Annotated in this window: 18 protein-coding genes; 9 read left to right on the top strand and 9 right to left on the bottom strand. The window is 33.0% G+C overall.

The window, feature by feature from the left end:
• Window positions 1-15: 15 nt before the first annotated feature.
• From ACA31_RS10215 to ACA31_RS10230, 4 genes are all read right to left on the bottom strand, one after another.
• Window positions 16-480, bottom strand: coding sequence for a DUF1641 domain-containing protein (locus ACA31_RS10215; RefSeq protein ID WP_046465874.1), 465 nt, complete (start codon window positions 478-480; stop codon window positions 16-18).
• A complete protein-coding gene (fdhF, locus tag ACA31_RS10220) occupies window positions 480-3,434 on the bottom strand; it encodes a formate dehydrogenase subunit alpha (protein ID WP_057513217.1) in 2,955 nt (984 codons plus the stop codon). Before fdhF ends, ACA31_RS10215 begins: the two co-directional genes overlap by 1 nt.
• A gap of 323 nt (window positions 3,435-3,757) precedes the next feature.
• Entirely contained in the window at window positions 3,758-4,702 is a 945-nt protein-coding gene (locus ACA31_RS10225; protein WP_057513218.1) for an LCP family glycopolymer transferase, read from the bottom strand.
• Window positions 4,703-4,830: 128 nt separating this feature from the next.
• Window positions 4,831-5,625: an inositol monophosphatase family protein gene (locus tag ACA31_RS10230; protein ID WP_057513219.1), complete on the bottom strand. Its 795-nt coding sequence runs from the start codon at window positions 5,623-5,625 to the stop codon at window positions 4,831-4,833.
• A gap of 452 nt (window positions 5,626-6,077) precedes the next feature.
• On the opposite strand from ACA31_RS10230, the gene ACA31_RS10235 reads away from it, so the two are divergent.
• The 6 genes from ACA31_RS10235 to ACA31_RS10260 all read left to right on the top strand — a co-directional run bounded on the left by ACA31_RS10235 (window position 6,078) and on the right by ACA31_RS10260 (window position 11,739).
• On the top strand, window positions 6,078-6,770 hold the full coding sequence (locus ACA31_RS10235; protein ID WP_057513220.1) for a helix-turn-helix transcriptional regulator: 693 nt from the start codon (window positions 6,078-6,080) through the stop codon (window positions 6,768-6,770).
• Window positions 6,771-6,974: 204 nt separating this feature from the next.
• Window positions 6,975-7,304 carry a hypothetical protein gene (locus ACA31_RS10240; protein WP_057513221.1) on the top strand — a complete coding sequence of 110 codons (330 nt, stop codon included), beginning with the start codon at window positions 6,975-6,977 and terminating at the stop codon, window positions 7,302-7,304.
• Between the two features lie 98 nt (window positions 7,305-7,402).
• Window positions 7,403-8,455 carry a MupG family TIM beta-alpha barrel fold protein gene (locus ACA31_RS10245; RefSeq protein WP_057513222.1) on the top strand — a complete coding sequence of 351 codons (1,053 nt, stop codon included), beginning with the start codon at window positions 7,403-7,405 and terminating at the stop codon, window positions 8,453-8,455.
• Window positions 8,456-8,457: 2 nt separating this feature from the next.
• Window positions 8,458-9,345 carry an N-acetylmuramic acid 6-phosphate etherase gene (gene murQ, locus ACA31_RS10250; protein WP_057513223.1) on the top strand — a complete coding sequence of 296 codons (888 nt, stop codon included), beginning with the start codon at window positions 8,458-8,460 and terminating at the stop codon, window positions 9,343-9,345.
• A 76-nt stretch (window positions 9,346-9,421) separates the two neighbouring features.
• On the top strand, window positions 9,422-10,861 hold the full coding sequence (locus ACA31_RS10255) for a PTS transporter subunit EIIC (protein WP_057513224.1): 1,440 nt from the start codon (window positions 9,422-9,424) through the stop codon (window positions 10,859-10,861).
• A gap of 2 nt (window positions 10,862-10,863) precedes the next feature.
• Window positions 10,864-11,739: a MurR/RpiR family transcriptional regulator gene (locus ACA31_RS10260; RefSeq protein WP_057513225.1), complete on the top strand. Its 876-nt coding sequence runs from the start codon at window positions 10,864-10,866 to the stop codon at window positions 11,737-11,739.
• A gap of 163 nt (window positions 11,740-11,902) precedes the next feature.
• Here the strand turns inward: ACA31_RS10260 and ACA31_RS10265 are convergent, their stop codons facing one another.
• On the bottom strand, window positions 11,903-13,333 hold the full coding sequence (locus ACA31_RS10265; protein WP_057513226.1) for an alkaline phosphatase: 1,431 nt from the start codon (window positions 13,331-13,333) through the stop codon (window positions 11,903-11,905).
• Between the two features lie 233 nt (window positions 13,334-13,566).
• Entirely contained in the window at window positions 13,567-14,955 is a 1,389-nt protein-coding gene (locus tag ACA31_RS10270; RefSeq protein WP_057513227.1) for an amino acid permease, read from the bottom strand.
• 324 nt (window positions 14,956-15,279) lie between these two features.
• On the opposite strand from ACA31_RS10270, the gene ACA31_RS10275 reads away from it, so the two are divergent.
• The gene (locus ACA31_RS10275; RefSeq protein ID WP_057513228.1) at window positions 15,280-15,639 is read left to right on the top strand and encodes a hypothetical protein; all 360 of its coding nucleotides are present in this window, start codon (window positions 15,280-15,282) and stop codon (window positions 15,637-15,639) included.
• Window positions 15,636-15,818: a hypothetical protein gene (locus ACA31_RS10280; protein WP_002506889.1), complete on the top strand. Its 183-nt coding sequence runs from the start codon at window positions 15,636-15,638 to the stop codon at window positions 15,816-15,818. The genes ACA31_RS10275 and ACA31_RS10280 overlap by 4 nt, the downstream gene beginning before the upstream one ends.
• A gap of 130 nt (window positions 15,819-15,948) precedes the next feature.
• Here ACA31_RS10280 and ACA31_RS10285 read toward each other — a convergent pair whose 3' ends face one another.
• The 3 genes from ACA31_RS10285 to ACA31_RS10295 all read right to left on the bottom strand — a co-directional run bounded on the left by ACA31_RS10285 (window position 15,949) and on the right by ACA31_RS10295 (window position 17,868).
• Window positions 15,949-16,140: a hypothetical protein gene (locus ACA31_RS10285; protein ID WP_057513229.1), complete on the bottom strand. Its 192-nt coding sequence runs from the start codon at window positions 16,138-16,140 to the stop codon at window positions 15,949-15,951.
• Window positions 16,141-16,144: 4 nt separating this feature from the next.
• Window positions 16,145-16,789, bottom strand: a complete 645-nt coding sequence (locus ACA31_RS10290) for an HAD family hydrolase (RefSeq protein ID WP_057513230.1) — start codon at window positions 16,787-16,789, stop codon at window positions 16,145-16,147.
• 164 nt (window positions 16,790-16,953) lie between these two features.
• Entirely contained in the window at window positions 16,954-17,868 is a 915-nt protein-coding gene (locus ACA31_RS10295) for a bile acid:sodium symporter family protein (protein WP_057513231.1), read from the bottom strand.
• A gap of 265 nt (window positions 17,869-18,133) precedes the next feature.
• On the opposite strand from ACA31_RS10295, the gene ACA31_RS10300 reads away from it, so the two are divergent.
• Entirely contained in the window at window positions 18,134-18,664 is a 531-nt protein-coding gene (locus tag ACA31_RS10300; RefSeq protein WP_057513232.1) for a hypothetical protein, read from the top strand.
• Window positions 18,665-18,687: the final 23 nt, after the last annotated feature.

Consider the following 18,687-nt stretch of genomic DNA (forward strand, 5'->3'; position numbering starts at 1 on the left):
TTTATTTAGAAGTACTTATCTTGACATTCCTCTAAGCATATTCATCATATATGTTAAACTACGATTCATTTCATCATCTTTCAACATACCCATCAAACCAGTGATTGATGTTTTTTGGTTCGGATTGGCTTGATTTGCGACACGCAAACCTTTGTTCACTTTATTTAACATCCCAGATAAATCATCTACATCTAAGTCGCCTAATAAAAATACAAGTGAAGCCATATTTGAAATTAACCCTGAATATTGTTCTTTATTTAATTCAACAGAGAATTTATTGGCTATAACACCTCTGCTTTTAACTGCACCTGACATAGCATCTAGCAATTTAGCATCATCTAAAGTACTAATGATATTAATTGCTTTTAAAATGCTATCTTTATTTGCTACAATTGCATCGGTAACTTCAGCTAAATTTTCCTCTTTAACCTCTGCTTCAGTTTTTTGCATGCGTTTAATATTTGTGATTCTTTCAGCCATTATTTCTCCACCTGACTTCCTGGGAAAGTATAATCTTTACGTTTCCATTTGTCTTCAACTCGAACGCTATATTGTGGTTGACGCTGTTTGTTTACACGGAAGTTCGTAGGGTTGAGTGGTGATTTACCTCTTCGTGTCTTCACTTCCATACGACAGCTGGTACGTTTATAAGATGGTGTATCTGTGTCTTTATCTACATCACTATTTGTTAATAAGTTAATGGCACCTTGATCACCATTTTCCATAGCATTGTTATTTAATGGAATATAGATTTCTTTACCTTTAACTCTATCTGTGACATGAGCCACAAGTTCTACTTCACCAGTGTCAGAAATCAATTTAATCTCTGCGCCTTCGTGAATACCTCTATCTTCTGCTAATTCAGGAGACACTTCGACAAATGCATTCGGCATTTTGTATTGAAGTCCTGGCACTTTATAAGTCATATTACCTTCATGGAAATGCTCTAATACACGGCCGTTATTTACGTGTAAATCATATTTTTCATTTACTTTAAAGAAATTATCAAATGTTAATGGATAGAAATTCGCTTTTCCATCATCAAAGTTAAAACCTTCTAAGAAAAGTATCGGTTGGTCTGTACCATCTTCTGCTACTGGCCATTGTAAACTATTATATCCTTCTAGACGATCAAAGTTCACACCTGAATATAAAGGTGTTAGTCTTGCAATCTCGTCCATAATTTGACTTGGATGCGTATAGTTCCAATCGTAACCTAACGTTTTCGCTACAGCTTGGATAATTTCCCAGTCCGGCTTAGAATCGCCTTTAGGTTCTAAAGCTTGATATAGACGTTGAATACGACGCTCTGTATTTGTAAATGTACCTGTTTTTTCTAATGATGGACTTGCTGGTAACACTACATCTGCGTATGAAGCTGTAAATGTAAAGAATTCATCTTGGACTACTAAGAAACCAACTTTCTCTAATGCAGCTTGTACATAGTTGATGTTAGAGTCGACGATGCCTGTATCTTCACCGTATAAATAAAGGGCATCAATTTCACCTTCATGTATACCTTCCATCATTTGATGGTTATCTTTACCTACTTTGTTTGGCAATGTTTCGCCATATTCACGTTCGAATTTCGCTCTTATTTCATCATCAGTAACACTTTGGTATCCTGGGAATTTATCAGGCATACTCCCCATATCACTACAACCTTGTACGTTATTATGTCCACGTAAAGGATAAGCGCCTGTACCTGGTCTTCTATAGTTACCTGTTGCTAATAATAAATTAGATATCGCTGTTGAAGTGTCACTACCAATGTCTTGCTGTGTCACACCCATTGCCCATGCAATTGATACTGATTCAGCATCTACAACTTGATGTGCAAAGTCTATTAAGGCTTCTTTAGAGATGCCCGTTGTTTCTTCAGCAAACTCCATAGTAAATGGCGCTAATGATTTTTGATACGCTTCAAAGCTATTCACCCATTCGTCGATAAACGCTTTATCCTGAAGATTGTTATCAATAATGTATTTAGTCACTGCTGACAACCAAACTAAATCAGTGCCTGGTTTAGGCTGATAGAAATTATCTGCGCGTTCAGCCATTTCATGCTTACGTATATCAAACACATTTAAAGTATTATTATATAGCTTATGACCACGTTTAATACGTGAAGCAATAACTGGATGAGCTTCTGCTGTGTTTGTACCAATTAACACGACCATATCTGCAATTTCAAGATCGTCTATTGAACCAGAATCACCACCATGACCTACTGTTCTAAATAGTCCTTTTGTTGCTGGTGCTTGACAATAACGGGAACAATTATCTACGTTGTTTGTGCCAATGACTTGTCTTGCAAGCTTTTGCATAAGATAAGACTCTTCATTTGTTGCTTTTGAAGATGAGATAAATGCTAAACCATCTGAACCATGAGATGCTTTAACTTTATTAAAGTTATCGGACACAACTTTCAGTGCTTCATCCCATTCAACTTCTTCAAATTGACCATCTTTACGTACTAATGGTTTTGTAAGACGTTCTTCTGAATCAATATAATCCCAACCAAATTTACCTTTAACGCACGTTGCAATTTTATTTGCTGGTGATTCTTGTTGAGGTTGAACTTTTATAACTTCTCTATCTTTTGTCCATACATCAAAAGAACAACCAACACCACAATATGTACATACTGTCTTAGTTTTTTCGATGCGCTCTTCACGCATTGCTGCCTCTGAGTCAGAAACTGCAAACAATGGACCATAACCTGGTTCCGCTTTTTTCGTTAAATCAATCATAGCGGCTAATGAACCTGGCTCTAAATCAGTCATATATCCGGCACTGCCTTCCATGTTGACTTCCATCATTGCATTACATGGACAAACTGTTGCACATTGACCACAACCTACACACGATGATTCGTTGATTGATGTATCATTATCCCAAATCACTCGTGGTTGTTGACGTTCCCAATCAATTGTAAGTGTTTCATTAACTTGAACGTCTTGACATACTTCTACACAACGTCCACATAAAATACATTGATTGGGATCATAACGATAAAAAGGACCGTAATCTTTTTCGTATGGTTTTTCTTTATATTCATAAGTTTGATGCTCTAAACCCCATTGGTCCATTGTATTATGTATTTCACAGTCACCATTATTATAATCACAAACTGTGCAATACAACATATGATTTTCTAAAATTCTGTCTAAAGCTTCTTTTTGGCTTGTTTGTACGTTATCATTTTGCGTATTAACAATCATCGGCCTATCAATTGTTGTGCCACACGCACGTGCCATTTTACCGTCTATTTCAACCGTACACGTGTCACAAGTTTGTATTGGACCTAGCGATTCGTTATAACATATTGACGGAATAAATGTATCTTGAGATTTGATGAACTCAAGTAAATTCGTCCCAGGTTCTACAAGATAATCTTTACCATCTAATGAGACAATCAAATGTTCTTGCATTCTCTTCACCCCTATTATTATTTATGGCGCCCGCGTTATATATATCTATTAGGTTCTGAATAACATTCCATCTAAAAAGCCCACACTTTTTTAAGATAATGTTATCTATATTGTATATCTATTTGGTTTAAATGTTAAGGATTTCCATCTTATTTAACATTTTATTATATTTGATGTACTTTATAGCTCAAAACTTAATATTTATAGAATCTTATTTTCTAATCCTCCTTGATTAATAATCATTTTGTTATTTCATATATATTAACAAAAAAACTATAGATTTTAGCATTCGCCAAAATCTATAGTTCATTTAAATTACATTCCTAAATATCTTTAATGTTTGTTTCAATTTCACTAAGTGAACTTTCACTTGGTATAAAATAGTACAAGCCATCATCTTGTATGCCACCTTGTCCATCTAATTGGTGTCTATTGACTTGTTCATTCGCTTCATTATAATTACTTCTTATTTTGTTTAATTCTCCAACTGTAAGGTCCGTTTTCACATTATCTTCAACATGATTCATTAATGAATTAAAATGTGTAACTGAACTGATACTTGTAAGTTTATTAGCTAAGCCTTGGATAACAAGTTGTTGACGTTCTTGACGACCAAAGTCTCCGCCAGCCCCTTCTTCTTTACGACTTCTAATAAAAGCCATCGCTTCTTTTCCATCCATGTGGGATTGAATGCCCTCACTAAACTGATATCCATCATATGAAAATGATGCATTACTCGTTACATTGATACCACCGACAGTATCTATCATATCTTGCATGCCGTCCATATCTATCGTTGCGTAGTGATCAATAGGTACATTCAATAAATTCTCTACTGATTTCACTGCCATATCAGGTCCACCATAAGCATATGCGTGGTTGATTTTTTCAGTAGTACCTTTACCGACGATTTCTGCTTGCGTATCTCGTGGAATGCTGACAATTTCTGTCGTTTTTTTCTGTGGATTAATCGATAATACCATTACTGTATCACTACGTTGGCCTCCACCATCAGCATCTCTTTTGGCGTCAGAATCTACACCAAAAAGCGCAATAGTAAATGGGTCACCATCATCTAAGTTTACATCTTTATCTCTTAATGAAGATTTATTTCTGTCTAAAGGATTATGAATTGATCCTCCAACAGAAAATATTTTAAACCCTAGATAAATAACTGCTAGTAAAGCTAATAAAACTAATATACCAAAGAACCACAATATTAATTTTGTGGGTAATCCCATTTTTTTATTTTTTTTAGAACGATTCACTCTTATCATTCTCCGTTTCTGTATTCAATTTTCTATCATTTAGTAATATATTATATATTAATAAGTTAGGTTTGACATAGTGCTTGAGACCTATTATTTATATAACAAATATTAAATACAGTGATTTTTTATTGTATTTTGTATCCATTTCCTGAATTTAGTATACCTAATACTTTTTCATGACAAGCATTGTTACTAATAATAAATGGACCTGCTTTAGAAAAGTCTAGTGACGTATTATCTAATGTCGTCATTTTAAGTCCTAGTTCACTGGCAAACAAGAATTGCGCTGCGATATCCCAAGGTTTTGGATTTGTATTAACATGCGCACCAAATTGTCCTTTGATTACACGGATTGAATCTAAACCACAAGATCCGATATAACGATGGCTAAATGAAGCATCATTTAAACCATGAATAGTTTCATCATTCATAACTAATGTATTAAATGAAATAATCGCATCTTGTAAATCAATACTTTCAGGTTTTTCTAGTGGCTTACCATTCACATATGCACCGTATCCTTTAGCTGCTTTGTACAGTTGTCCATGTGGGTAGTCATAAATATATGATAGTACTGGTTCACCATCAACAAAATAACCTAGAATAATACAGTAATCCTCTTGTTGTTTAACTAAATTTGTCGTTCCATCAATTGGGTCCATAACCCATACATGCCCTTCTTTAGGATACACTTCCTCATTTGACTTTTCTTCAGCGAACAACTGATGTTCCAGGAAGTTTTGCTTTAAAAATTGTTCGAAATTATGTTGTATTGATTTATCAACATTTGTCACTAAATCAAATCTATTTTGTTTCGTACTCGTAACCATATCTTCGATTAACTTCGGGATAATCTGATCCAATGTTTCAAACCAAGCCCTCACAGCATCATCGATATAAATTAATTGCTCTTTTTCCATGTATAGGCACCTCTTTATATTTATAAATTATTATGTTCTTTATTAAGTATCAACTATCTTTAATTTATTATATTTTATCATAGAAATATTAATGAAATATGTGATATACCATAACCATTAAAACATTTTGGCACACATATTGACGTTATGACATAAAAATAAAACCGACCAGCATAGCTAGTCGGTTAAATAGAAAGGAAAGTAAGTAATAAATATTGAAGATGTTTGATTAGTAACGTGAACGAATTAGATGTTAACAAAACTATATGTAATAGCCTACCCCTTTGTCATCTACTCGCTACCCCCTTGTTACTAACTACATATTAACATAAGTTTTTAATGAATGTAAGCGTTTTCTTCATATTTTTAAAAAAAATTTTTCTAAATGTCGTCATTGTCACATTTATGATATAATAAATGTAATATGTAATCATTTGGGAGGTGACTTTCTAATGAATAAACGCGAAAGACAAAATAAACTTGTTCTAGCTATTCAAGAGAATAGACAAATTACCGCTTCAGAGTTAGCAAAAAATTTAGATGTATCAAAACGAACGATTTTAAGAGATATTCAAGATTTAGAAGATCAAGGTGTGAAAATTTTAGCAAAGCACGGTAAACTAGGTGGCTATCAACTTCAAGAAACACCAAATAGTTATGAGATTGAGCTGACTGAGAATCAACTATCCGCTTTGTTCTTAGTACTTAATGAAAGTCAGTCTTACACAACGTTACCTTATAAAGAAGAAGTTAATGCAATTATTAAAAAGTGTTTAAATTTACCTTATACAAAAATGCGACGCGCTTTGAAAAAGCTAGATCGTTATATTAAATTTGATCATCGACAACATACAAATTTACCACCTATATTTTCTGAAGTCCTCATTTATTGTACTGAAAGAAATGTTATGGCAATGGAATACCATAACGGTACAAATATCGGTACTGAAAATGTCATTTTCATCGGATTATTATGTGAAAAAGGTTTGTGGAAAGCAGTCGTCTTTGAAATTGGTTTGGGTAAAACAAATGAAATCCCTATTATTGATATACACGATATCTCATATTCATTTGAAAAGACAATTAAGACTCAAGACATTACAATAAATAATTACCAACAATTTTTAAATCCAACTGAGTCCTAATTGTCTCAGTTGGTTTTTTTATTACTGATATTTTTTACTATAAGCAATAGCGTAGTAACTTATCAAAATTCCTCTCCGCTATTTTATAGTTATGCGCCTATTTCAATCAATATTGAATGTTGAGTATTTAAATCCACTCTAAACACAACCAAATTTTTTAAGTTAAATAAAATAATTTCATCACATTTATGAAAGGAAGTCTTTATGTATAACTTAGAATTCCATCATTTAGAACAACACATCAGTAAATTATTGAACTTATTAGAAATATATAAATTCGCAATCGTAACCAATCATAAAAAGAAAAACGACTTCAAAGAAAATATTCATGATTATATAGATAAAGAATACTCCGCTTTAAAAAGTGTCTCAAAGCATCACGCTTCTCTTATTCACTATAATTACTTTAAATTTCTTTCTGATCAAATTGAGCAGCCTATAGATGAACTAACAATTGGTAATACAACGAAATATATAAGTGATATTCAGCAACGTTTATTTCGTATCCACCAATTATTAACCTCTTTTTTGTAACAATATTACACTTAAAAGTTTTATATATATTAAAATTGTAATAGTTTTTCATGTGTTGTACAATGAAAACGATTACAGCAATATAAGGAGTGATAGCAATGCATGGATTTTCTATATATCTTGGACAGACCATCGACAAACCATATATCAAACGGATGATTACTTCAGGCTACAGCACAATTTTCACATCGGTACAAATTCCTGAAGAAAACGAAAGTACTAAATATCGCTATTTGGAAGAACTTTTAGATTATTTATCTAATGATCAGCTTACATATATGATTGATATCAATCCCTTGTTGCTGAATCACAATTTCTATCAATTTTTACATCAATATGAAGCAGCAGAATTTATGATTCGTATTGATCATAATACCTCTTTAAATGTCGTCAACGATATTATCAATAACGGATTCAAATGTTGCATCAATGCTAGCATCATCTCTGAGCAATTATTGCAACAACTCTATCATGAGCTTAAAGATTTTACTTATCTTAGTTATTGTCATAATTATTATCCAAGACCTGATACCGGTTTGGAGCCGCAATTTGTAACGTCACAAAACAATTTGATTTTAAAATATAACGCACATGCAGATATATTTGGCTTCATCGCTGGCTCAACATTGCGCGGCCCTCTCTATAAAGGCTTGCCAACAATTGAATCAACGAGATATCAGCACCCTATTCAAAGTGCACAGCTACTTAAAGATAACTTAGTCGAACATGTAATGATTGGGGACCCACTCATTGATTCACATACTGCACAACAACTCATTACTTTTTTACACCACAGACATTTCAACTTAAATATTGAGCTCTTAGATGATCAAGTATCAACAATATTATTTAAACCTCATACTGTACGTGCTGATAATCCAGCTCATGTTATTAGGTCACAAGAAGCTCGTCTTTACTGTGATACAGAAATCAAACCATATTCAACAAATGGTCGTGATTTCGGTACTATAACCGTGGATAATAAACTGAATGGGCGTTATCAAGGTGAGTTACAGATTATCAAAAATAACTTGCCACCACATGATCATATCAATGTGGTAGGTGAAGTAAAAAAGACTGATTTACCATTAATTCAATGCATGCGTCCTAACGACACATTTGAATTTACTCACAAGACTAAGGAGCTGTAAAGATGAATAATTTAATAACTGAATCAAGAAATGAAGCTACAATGCATTTAGATGAAATGTCTATTCAACAAGCTTTAGAGACTATGAATGAAGAAGATCAAAAAGTACCTCAACAGATAAAACAAATATTGCCTGACTTAGCTGAAATTATTGAAGTTACAACGAAGCAATTTAAAAAAGGTGGTCGTATTATCTATATGGGTGCAGGCACGAGTGGCAGACTTGGCGTACTCGATGCATCAGAATGTGTGCCTACATTTAATACAACACCTGATGAGTTCATCGGATTAATAGCTGGTGGACAACCTGCTATGACAGTCGCAGTCGAAGGTGCTGAAGATAGTGAATCACTCGCTCATGACGATTTAAAACACATTGACTTAACAGACAACGATGTGGTTATAGGCATTGCTGCAAGTGGGACTACACCATACGTCAAAGGCGGATTAAAATACGCTACAGAGATAGGTACTCATACAGTTGCCATTTCTTGCAATGTGGATACAGAAATTAGCAAATTAGCTGAATTCCCTATAGAAGTTAATGTCGGTCCCGAAGTATTAACTGGGTCTACGAGATTAAAATCAGGAACAGCACAGAAACTAATTCTTAATATGATCTCCACAATCACGATGGTTGGTGTGGGAAAAGTTTATGGCAATCTTATGGTAGATGTAAAAGCCACAAACGACAAATTAGTTGATCGTTCAGTACGTATTATTCAAGATATTTGTGATATTTCATATGAACAAGCTCAAAACCTTTATAACGACGCAGATCAAAACTTGAAACAAGCAGTCGTTATGTACCTATGTGATGTTTCAAAAGCTGAAGCAGAAACAAAATTACGTCAAAATGACAGTATTATTAAACAAGCAATTAAAAATTAATTCACACTGATTTAAATAGCGATGTCACGTTACCGCATGAACCATATAACTATGATGCAATAAGGAGGTATATAGGATGACAAAAGAACAAAAACTCGCAGAACGTATTATAGACGCTGTTGGTGGCCTTGATAATATGGACAATGTTATTAATTGTATGACACGTGTCAGAATTAAAGTAATCGATGAAAGTAACATAGATTATGCTAAATTAAAAGCAACTCAAGGTGTTATGGGCGTCGTAAAAGATGAACGCGTGCAAGTGGTCGTTGGTCCAGGTACTGTGAATAAAGTAGCAGATCATATATCTCAATTAAGCGGTGTACGTCTAGGGGAAACAATCCCTCACAACTCAACGAATTATAAAGCTGATGCAAAAGCAAAAGCACAAGAAAATAAAACAGCAATTCAGAGCAAACAAAAGCGTGGCGCCTTCAACAAATTATTAAAAACAATAGCCAATATCTTTATTCCATTAATACCAGCCTTTATTGGTGCCGGTTTAATTGGTGGTATTGCTGCAGTATTAAGTAACCTTTTAGCTGCTGGCCAAATTTCAGGCGACTGGGTCACACAACTTGTCACAGTATTCAATGTAATTAAAGATGGTATGTTAGCTTATCTTGCTATCTTTACAGGTATTAATGCAGCCAAAGAATTCGGTGCAACACCAGGATTAGGTGGTGTTATTGGTGGTACCACATTACTCACAGGATTAACTGATAAAAATGCAATTATTAATATCTTTACAGGCGAACCATTACAATCTGGTCAAGGTGGTATTATTGGCGTTATTTTTGCAGTTTGGCTCCTTAGTATCGTTGAAAAACGATTACATAAAATTGTCCCTAATGCAGTAGATATTATTGTCACACCAACTATTACGTTATTTACCATTGGTTTATTAACTATATTTATCTTTATGCCATTAGCTGGCTTTGTTTCTGATGGTTTAGTATCTGTCATCAATGCTACAATCAGTATCGGTGGCGTTTTTAGTGGCTTTATCATCGGTGCTTTTTTCCTACCGCTAGTTATGTTAGGATTACATCATATATTTACGCCTATTCATATTGAAATGATCAATCAAACGGGTGCAACTTATTTACTTCCTATTGCTGCAATGGCAGGTGCTGGACAAGTTGGTGCTGCTTTAGCTTTATGGGTAAGATGTAGAAAAAATACGACTTTAAGAAATACACTCAAAGGTGCACTACCTGTAGGATTTTTAGGCATCGGAGAACCATTAATTTATGGTGTCACTTTACCATTAGGCAAACCATTCTTCACTGCATGTATTGGTGGCGGTATTGGTGGCGCTGTTATTGGAGGTATTGGTCACATCGGTTCAACTGCAATCGGACCTAGTGGAATCTCATTGTTACCTTTGATTTCAGATCATATGTATTTAGGATATATTGCAGGACTACTCGCTGCTTACGCAGGTGGTTTCGTCTTCACCTTTTTCTTAGGTACGACGAAGACTATGAGAGAATCTGATAGCTTAGGTGATTAACTATGACCAATGTACTTTACAAAATTGACAGCAATTATGCTCAATTAACTAAAAGTGAGAAAAAGATTGCAGATTTTATTTTGAATTCACCACATGAAATTATCAATATGTCAGTACAAGATTTATCTAATGAGATTCATACTAGCACAGCATCTATCGTTAGGTTTAGCAAAAAAATTACAGATAAAGGTTTCCAAGATTTGAAAATTGCTATTTCACGTTATTTGCCTGATGATGCAATCAATAATAATCACCTTGAATTGGCGGATAATGAATCAGTCGATACGCTAAAAACAAAAATGCTATCTCGTGCAACGGACACGATGAACTATGTATCGACGTATATAGATGAATATAGTATTGACAGTATTTGTGAAACAATGAAGCGTTCAAATACAATATTCCTATTTGGTTATGGCGCTTCACTCGTAATCGTTACTGATTTATTTCAAAAATTATCACGCATTGGACTCAATGTACGTTTGTTACAAGAAACGCATTTATTTATGTCAACATTAGCAACACATGATGAAAATGACTGTATTCTTTTTGTAACAAATCAAGGTAATCACAGTGAAATGCAATCTATGGCTAAAGTCGCAACAGACTATAACATTCCGATCATTACAATTTCTAGTTCTAATGATAACCCTGTCGCAAAAGTCTCAGACCATACTTTAATATATGGTCAAACGGATGAAAACGAACTGCGTATGGCTGCAACAACATCACTATTTGCTCAACTTTTTACAGTAGATATACTATACTATCGTTATATCGCATTGAATTATCAAAGTGCACTAGATTCTATTACACAGTCCAAAATGGCTTTAGATAATTACCGTAAGCATTTATCTAAAATTCAATTTAAACATTAATCTATATGTTAAGTTGGACTTTATAAAAGAAAAGAAGCACCTATCGTCAGCATAATATACTGCCTCGATAGGTGCTTCTTTGTGAATTAAAATAAGGGACTAGTAAATCATAAAGCGATTGTTAGTCCCTTATTAAAAGTTATCTTAAATATTGATATATTGTTTATTTAGCTTCATTTTTAAAAAAATCAAAAATATTTTTAGCATTATCTATATTATCTATATTTCCTTTGAATTTATCGTTACCAGGCCCATACGCATATGTGTTTACATCTTCACCTGTGTGTCCCGTTGTAGTCCAACCTGTATTCGATTTATCATTGATTGGTTTTTGAATTGCATCTTGTAATTCTTGTAATTGCCCTTCATATGCTTCATCATCTTCATTTAATTTTTTCAATTTCTTAGCTTCATCTTTAATTTTATCAATTTGAGCTGCTTCTACTTCAAAACCATATCCTTCATTAACTACTTTTTCAACATCTTCACCTTTTGCAATTTGCTCAGTCATGTATGTTCCTGAATGTTTCATATCGTGAATTGCTTGAGTGTTCCAAAGGTAGTCTTCACCTTTTGCAATTGATAAACCACCTGTCGAGTGATCTGCAGTTGCCACTACAAGTGTATCTTTATGTTCTTTAGCATAGTTCATGGCATAATCAAATGATTTTTCAAAACCTTCCATTTCTGACATTACACCAGTAACATCATTTGGGTGCCCTGCTTTATCAATCGAAGCGCCTTCCACCATTAAGAAGAATCCTTTATCATTTTGCTGTAATTTATTAACTGCAGTTTCTGTCATATCTAATAGTTCAGGATTTTTATCAGGTGCGTCTATTTGTAATGGCATATTTCCATCAGCAAACAAACCTAATATCTGTTTACTTGTTGATTTTTGTAAATCTGTTTTATTATCTACAACATCATAGCCATCTTTTTTAAATTCATCTGTTAAATTGCCATTTTCTTTACCGAAATATTTTGCGCCACCACCGAGTAAGACATCTACTTTATGTTCACCGTTAATTTTATCATTATAAAATTGTTGTGCGATTTCATCTTTTTTATCGCGTGAATCTACGTGTGATGCATAAGCTGCAGGTGTCGCATCTGTAATCTCAGCAGTTGAAACTAAACCTGTAGATTTGCCATTTTCTTTTGCTTGTTCTAACACTGTTTTAACATTTTGTTTATTCTCATCTACACCTATTGCGCCATTATATGTTTTATGACCAGAGCTAAAGGCAGTAGCAGATGCTGCTGAATCCGTTACGTTCTCTTTTGAATCAGCTGGATTTGTACGTTGATTACCGACAAGATGTTTATCGAACGCAGTTTTTTCCATTTCTTTTGTTTCAGGATTATCTGCGAAATAACGATACGCTGAATTATAAGATGGTCCCATCCCATCGCCTACTAAGAATATTACATTTTTAGGATTTTTAGTGTTTCCCATATACGATGCATCAGGTGTTTCATTTGATGCTTTTCCATCACCAGAAGCATATGTTGAATTTACATTTCCTAATGCAGAGCCAACAACAATTGCACTAGCTACAGTTACAGTTGCTAACTTATTAAATATTTTCATAAATTAATAACTCCTTTGATATGTATTATTGTGCTTACATGTTAAGTGTAATCTTCTAGTTTTGTGTCAACATTTTAATTATGTAAATTTTCTGTAAATAGTGATTATGTAAATACTTATATATCCACAGTTTTTAGAGATATTTTTATAATAAAAGGCTAGCTATTTTACAACTTAGTAGTTTCAGTCATTAAATAGCTAACCTATATTTAATTGAAATTATTCAACCTACGTTAAATTTGTTTATCCTTATCTAACTTATGATAGCCCTTTAAGAAAAAGAACATTGTCATGAATAATAAGAATACTATACCTATTACTACAGAGACTACTGTTTCTTTATTAAATAGCATGCCTATCAATACAATAATAAAGAATGCCATTGTAATGTAGTTAGTAAAAGCCCCACCTGGCATTTTAAATGGATGTCCTTCTACTTCTTCAGGATGATTTTTTCTAAATCTTAAGTGACTAATTAAAATCATAAACCAAGGCACCATACCCGGTAATATAGATGCACTATAAACGTATACAAAGATACTATCTGCACCTTTAATAAATAACGGTAAAATAACGTTCAATAATGCGCCGATTAAAATACCTAATGCAATCGCAGTTACAGTCCAGATTGGCACACCATTTTTCATAACTTTACCAAAGAATTTTGGTAGCATACCTTTTTGAGATAAATTCAATGTCATACGACTTGCACTAAATATACCTGAGTTACATCCAGACATTGCTGCAGTAAGTACAACAAAGTTTATTAGTCCAGCAGCAAATGTAATACCAACTTTTGCAAATGTAGCAACAAATGGACTACCAATGTTACCTAATTGATCCCAAGGATACACTGTAACAATTACAAAAATAGCTCCAATATAGAAAATTAATATACGCCAAATCACACCATTAACTGCACTTTTTATATTTTTTTGTGGATCCTTTGTTTCTCCGGCAGTGATTCCAATTAACTCTACACCTTGATATGAACCAATTACGATAGATAATGCAAAGAAGAAACCAATCCAACCGTTAGGCATAAAACCACCGTGTGCCCATAAATTAGAAAGTCCAATTGCCTCTCCTCCATTACCTAAACCGAAAAAGATAATTCCAAAACCAGCAATTATCATTAAAATAATCGTTACGATTTTGATCATCGCAAACCAGAATTCAAATTCACCAAAAGCTTTAACTGACACAAGATTTGCACTAGCCAATAATATTACTACAATAACACCTGGAATCCATTGCGGTAAATCTGGAAACCAATAATGCATATATTCTCCGACGGCTATGACCTCACTCATACCGACAACTACCCATTGGAAAATATTACTCCAAGCAGTTAAATAACCAGCTACTGGATGTATGTAATCACTTGCAAAGTTAGCAAAGGAACCAGAAGTTGGGTGTAAATAAACCATCTCTCCCATTGCTCTCATTACTAAAAATATAAAAATACCTGCAATTAAATATGCAAATATAACAGAAGGACCTGTCCATTTTATAGTGCTTGTAGCTCCTAAAAACAGTCCGACTCCAATTGTTCCACCAAGTGCAATCATTCTCATCTGACGTGCACCTAGTCCCCTCTGCAGCTCATTGTTCTCATTCATAATTCAAACCCCATCTCTTTCGATTATAAATAAAGGTGAAACACTTATCATGTCGCCATTATACTATAAATTCTAAAAATTTGAAAAATTATTTTTTAAATTATGTAAGGGCTTACATTCCGTTATTAATTGTATTTTATTTCGTCAAAAATTGCAAAGTAATTTTAAAAACTTTACTGATTTTATTTTTATTGGATTGTTTTACGCATATGTAAATGATTATCATCAATATGATGGAGAAGATTACATTCATTTTGTGACATTCTATATTTTAAACTTTCTATGGTATAATTTTCATTAGATTTTATTACAAAGGAGTCAAACATGAATAAAATTTTACTTAAAAGAACAATTGCAGTTTCTCTTATCTTTGGTGTACTATTTTTCTTATTAAATTATGTTACTGGTTCAGATAGTTCAATTGGACAATTAATTTTAAAAAGTCTACTTGTAATTGTAGTATTTGCTATATTATATTATGTCTTATTTTCTATTGTTGATTCACCAGAACGAAAATATAAATTTGGTATCACGATTCCAATCGCATTGTTAATAGTTATTATCATATGTGCTTTAATATCTACTATAAAGGTTGGTATTATTGTCGGTTTAATCCTTGGTATCATCGCTGGTTATGTTTGGGAATATATAGAAAAAAATAAAAATGGTGGTGACAGATCTTGAGTATGATCATAGGCGTTATTGTAATCATTTTACTAATAGTAAGTTTGATTCCTAATTTAAAAGCAGTAAAAGCCTCCAAAGAAACTGGTGAAAAAAACACACGTTTTGCAATAATGGTAGGTATAGATTCAATACTACTCGTCCTCGTTGTAGCAACATTAATTTTTCAACTTCTATAATTGGCAATACATATATTAAATATATTCTAAAATATGTAATGAAGTTGACTTTGCTATAGTGATTTGTTTACGTTCTAAAGGGAGCCTCCACAAGGAAGCTCCCTTTTTATATTTAAAATCAGGTACAAATTTATAATTTATCCTGAAGAACAAAATAATATATTAAACTAGCGCCTAACAAATAAACCATTGTCCCTACCATAAATGATCTGAATTGTATTTTAAAAGGTAATTTTTTATTAAAGATTGGTCCTAACACTAAATTACTTATCGCCAATACAATGGGGCCACCCAAGAAAAATAAAATTAAATATCCACTCATTTAATTAGCCTCTATTTTTCTCAAAATATGTCGCAATGATTTCTTCACCAGTTAAATCTTTTCCAGTAAATGCCACTTCGCTAAAATCTTGTTTTTCTGTCATTGTATTTGTATTGACGATAACATCTAAACCAGCTAAAACTGCAGCAGTTGCACCATTAACAGAGTCTTCGATTGCTAAACAATTTCCAGGGTTGTAATTAAGTTTTTGAACAGCAGTGAGGTATGGTTCAGGGCTTGGTTTAACCGCTTCAACATCTTCTCTCCCTACAACGATATCGATATAATTGCTTAGTCCTAGACTTTCAAAAGCTGGTTTAATATCAGCTCTATAGCTACTCGTCGCAATCGCCATTGGTATATGACATTTTTTACAATAGTTCATTAACTGTTTCATTGCATCAATGATTGGCAAGTCAACGCTCGTGCTACTATGTTCAACATAAATTTCATGCTTATTTTCTTTGCCTAATTGACCTTCTAAATAACCATGTAAATCCGTTGCGGCTCCACCAATAGATTGACGATAAAAATCCAATGTTATTTCAGTTAAATTATGTTTTTTCAAGTGTTTATTAATAATTTCAAATAGATGTCTTTCTGTATCAATAATCGTGCCATCAAAATCAAATACGACTGCTCTATACATAATATATCCTCCTCTGTCCCCATGTTGTTTCGTTAAAATATGTTAATGTTAGCTTATCATATTTTAAAATCGAATTATGCAGTTTCGATTTCAAAATGGTAATATCTAAATTAAAAACTCACTTCAAATTTGAAGTGAGCTTATTATATATGCTTCCAATGTTATTACCGTTTATTCCAATATTTTGCTAAAATCGGTCCGGTAATATTGTGTATCAAACTAAATACTGCTCCAGGTACTGCCGATAAAGGACTAAAGTGTACGGTAGCGAGTGTTACTGCCAGTCCTGAATTCTGCATACCAACTTCAATCGAAACAGCTTTTTTATCAGCGCGTTCCAATTTAAATATATTTGCTAATGTATACCCAAGTACGTAACCAACAACGTTATGTAGTATGACTACTGCAAATATGAGTAATCCTGTTTCAAGTATTTGTGACTTACTCCCACCTACTACAGAAGCGAGTATGAGTGAAATAGCAATTACAGAAACTATTGGCAATGCAGTTGCAGACTTATCAGCGAATTTTTTAAATACTTTTTGTAATATAAAGCCAATCGCAATAGGGATAAGTATCACTTGTACTACTGACCAAAACATACTCATAAATGAGACTTGTAACCATTCATGTGCGAATAAATAAATTAATGCTGGTGTTAAGAATGGTGCAAGCAACGTAGATACACTTGTAATAGCTACAGACAATGCAACATTCGCATTTGCTAAATAACTCATAACGTTACTTGATGTCCCCCCTGGACAACACCCAACTAATATTACACCAATTGCAATTTCTGGCGGTAATTGAAATAATTTAGCGATTAAATAAGCTGCTAAAGGCATAATTGTGTATTGTAAAACCACCCCAATTATTACGTACTTAGGCGATTGAAATACAATTTTAAAATCTTTAGGATCAATGGTTAACCCCATACCCAACATTACGATACCAAGTAAATATGGCACCCAACCACTTAATGTAGCTAACTGAGTTGGAAAAAAAAATCCAATTATTGCAGCGATTAACATCCATATCAAGAATGTGTTTGTTGCAAACCTGCTCACTTTTGATAACATCTCTAAACACTTCCTCTATGTATTAATAAAGAAAAATGTATCATACTTTAAACGGCTATACAACTTAATTTTCAAAATATTCCAACTTTTTAAATGACATATTATTAAACTCTAAAATAATTTCCAACTTCGTTCTAAAGACCTAGTGTCAACATTTTAAAAGAGTGGTACAATTTAATAGAAATAAAAACTTGTATAAATTTAAGTGTAAAGAATATTATGATTAATATCCATATGACACTTTATATAGATGTGGAGGTATAATATGTTTTTAGATAGAACGGAAACTTTTGTATTAAATATAGGTGGACTTAACAAACGTACCACACGTAAAAATTTAACAACATTATGTAAGCAAATTTATTTTTGCAACTCATTCAAATTTTCGATTTTCAAAGAAAATAACTTGTATGCATTAAAGGTCAACTTACCAAAGTACCAATTACCATATATTATTAGTTTTCTTAGCTTTCATAATTATTTAATTTACCAAATTATAGAAAGTAATCATTCTGAAAAGTTATTAGATCTTAATCATTTATTGTTATCTTCTAAACGGTTTGAACTGACTATTGATGGACTTTATGACGCTTTTGTCAAAGATAAAGTCATTGATATTTTGAATCTAATCAATCAAACAGAGCATATTATATATACCTTCAATAAAGATAAAATAAATGTTTCTTGTTCTCCTAAAGTTTTCGCAAAACTCATCCAAATGGTTGCTACTCATAACATTGATGTACTTGGTGCAATATACCAACCACGATTAATGAATAAAGCTAGAATTTCGTAATTCGTCTATATAGCAAAGCACAG

The sequence above is a fragment of the Staphylococcus sp. NAM3COL9 genome, from assembly GCF_001431205.1.
In the GTDB taxonomy this organism is placed as follows: Bacteria; Bacillota; Bacilli; order Staphylococcales; family Staphylococcaceae; genus Staphylococcus.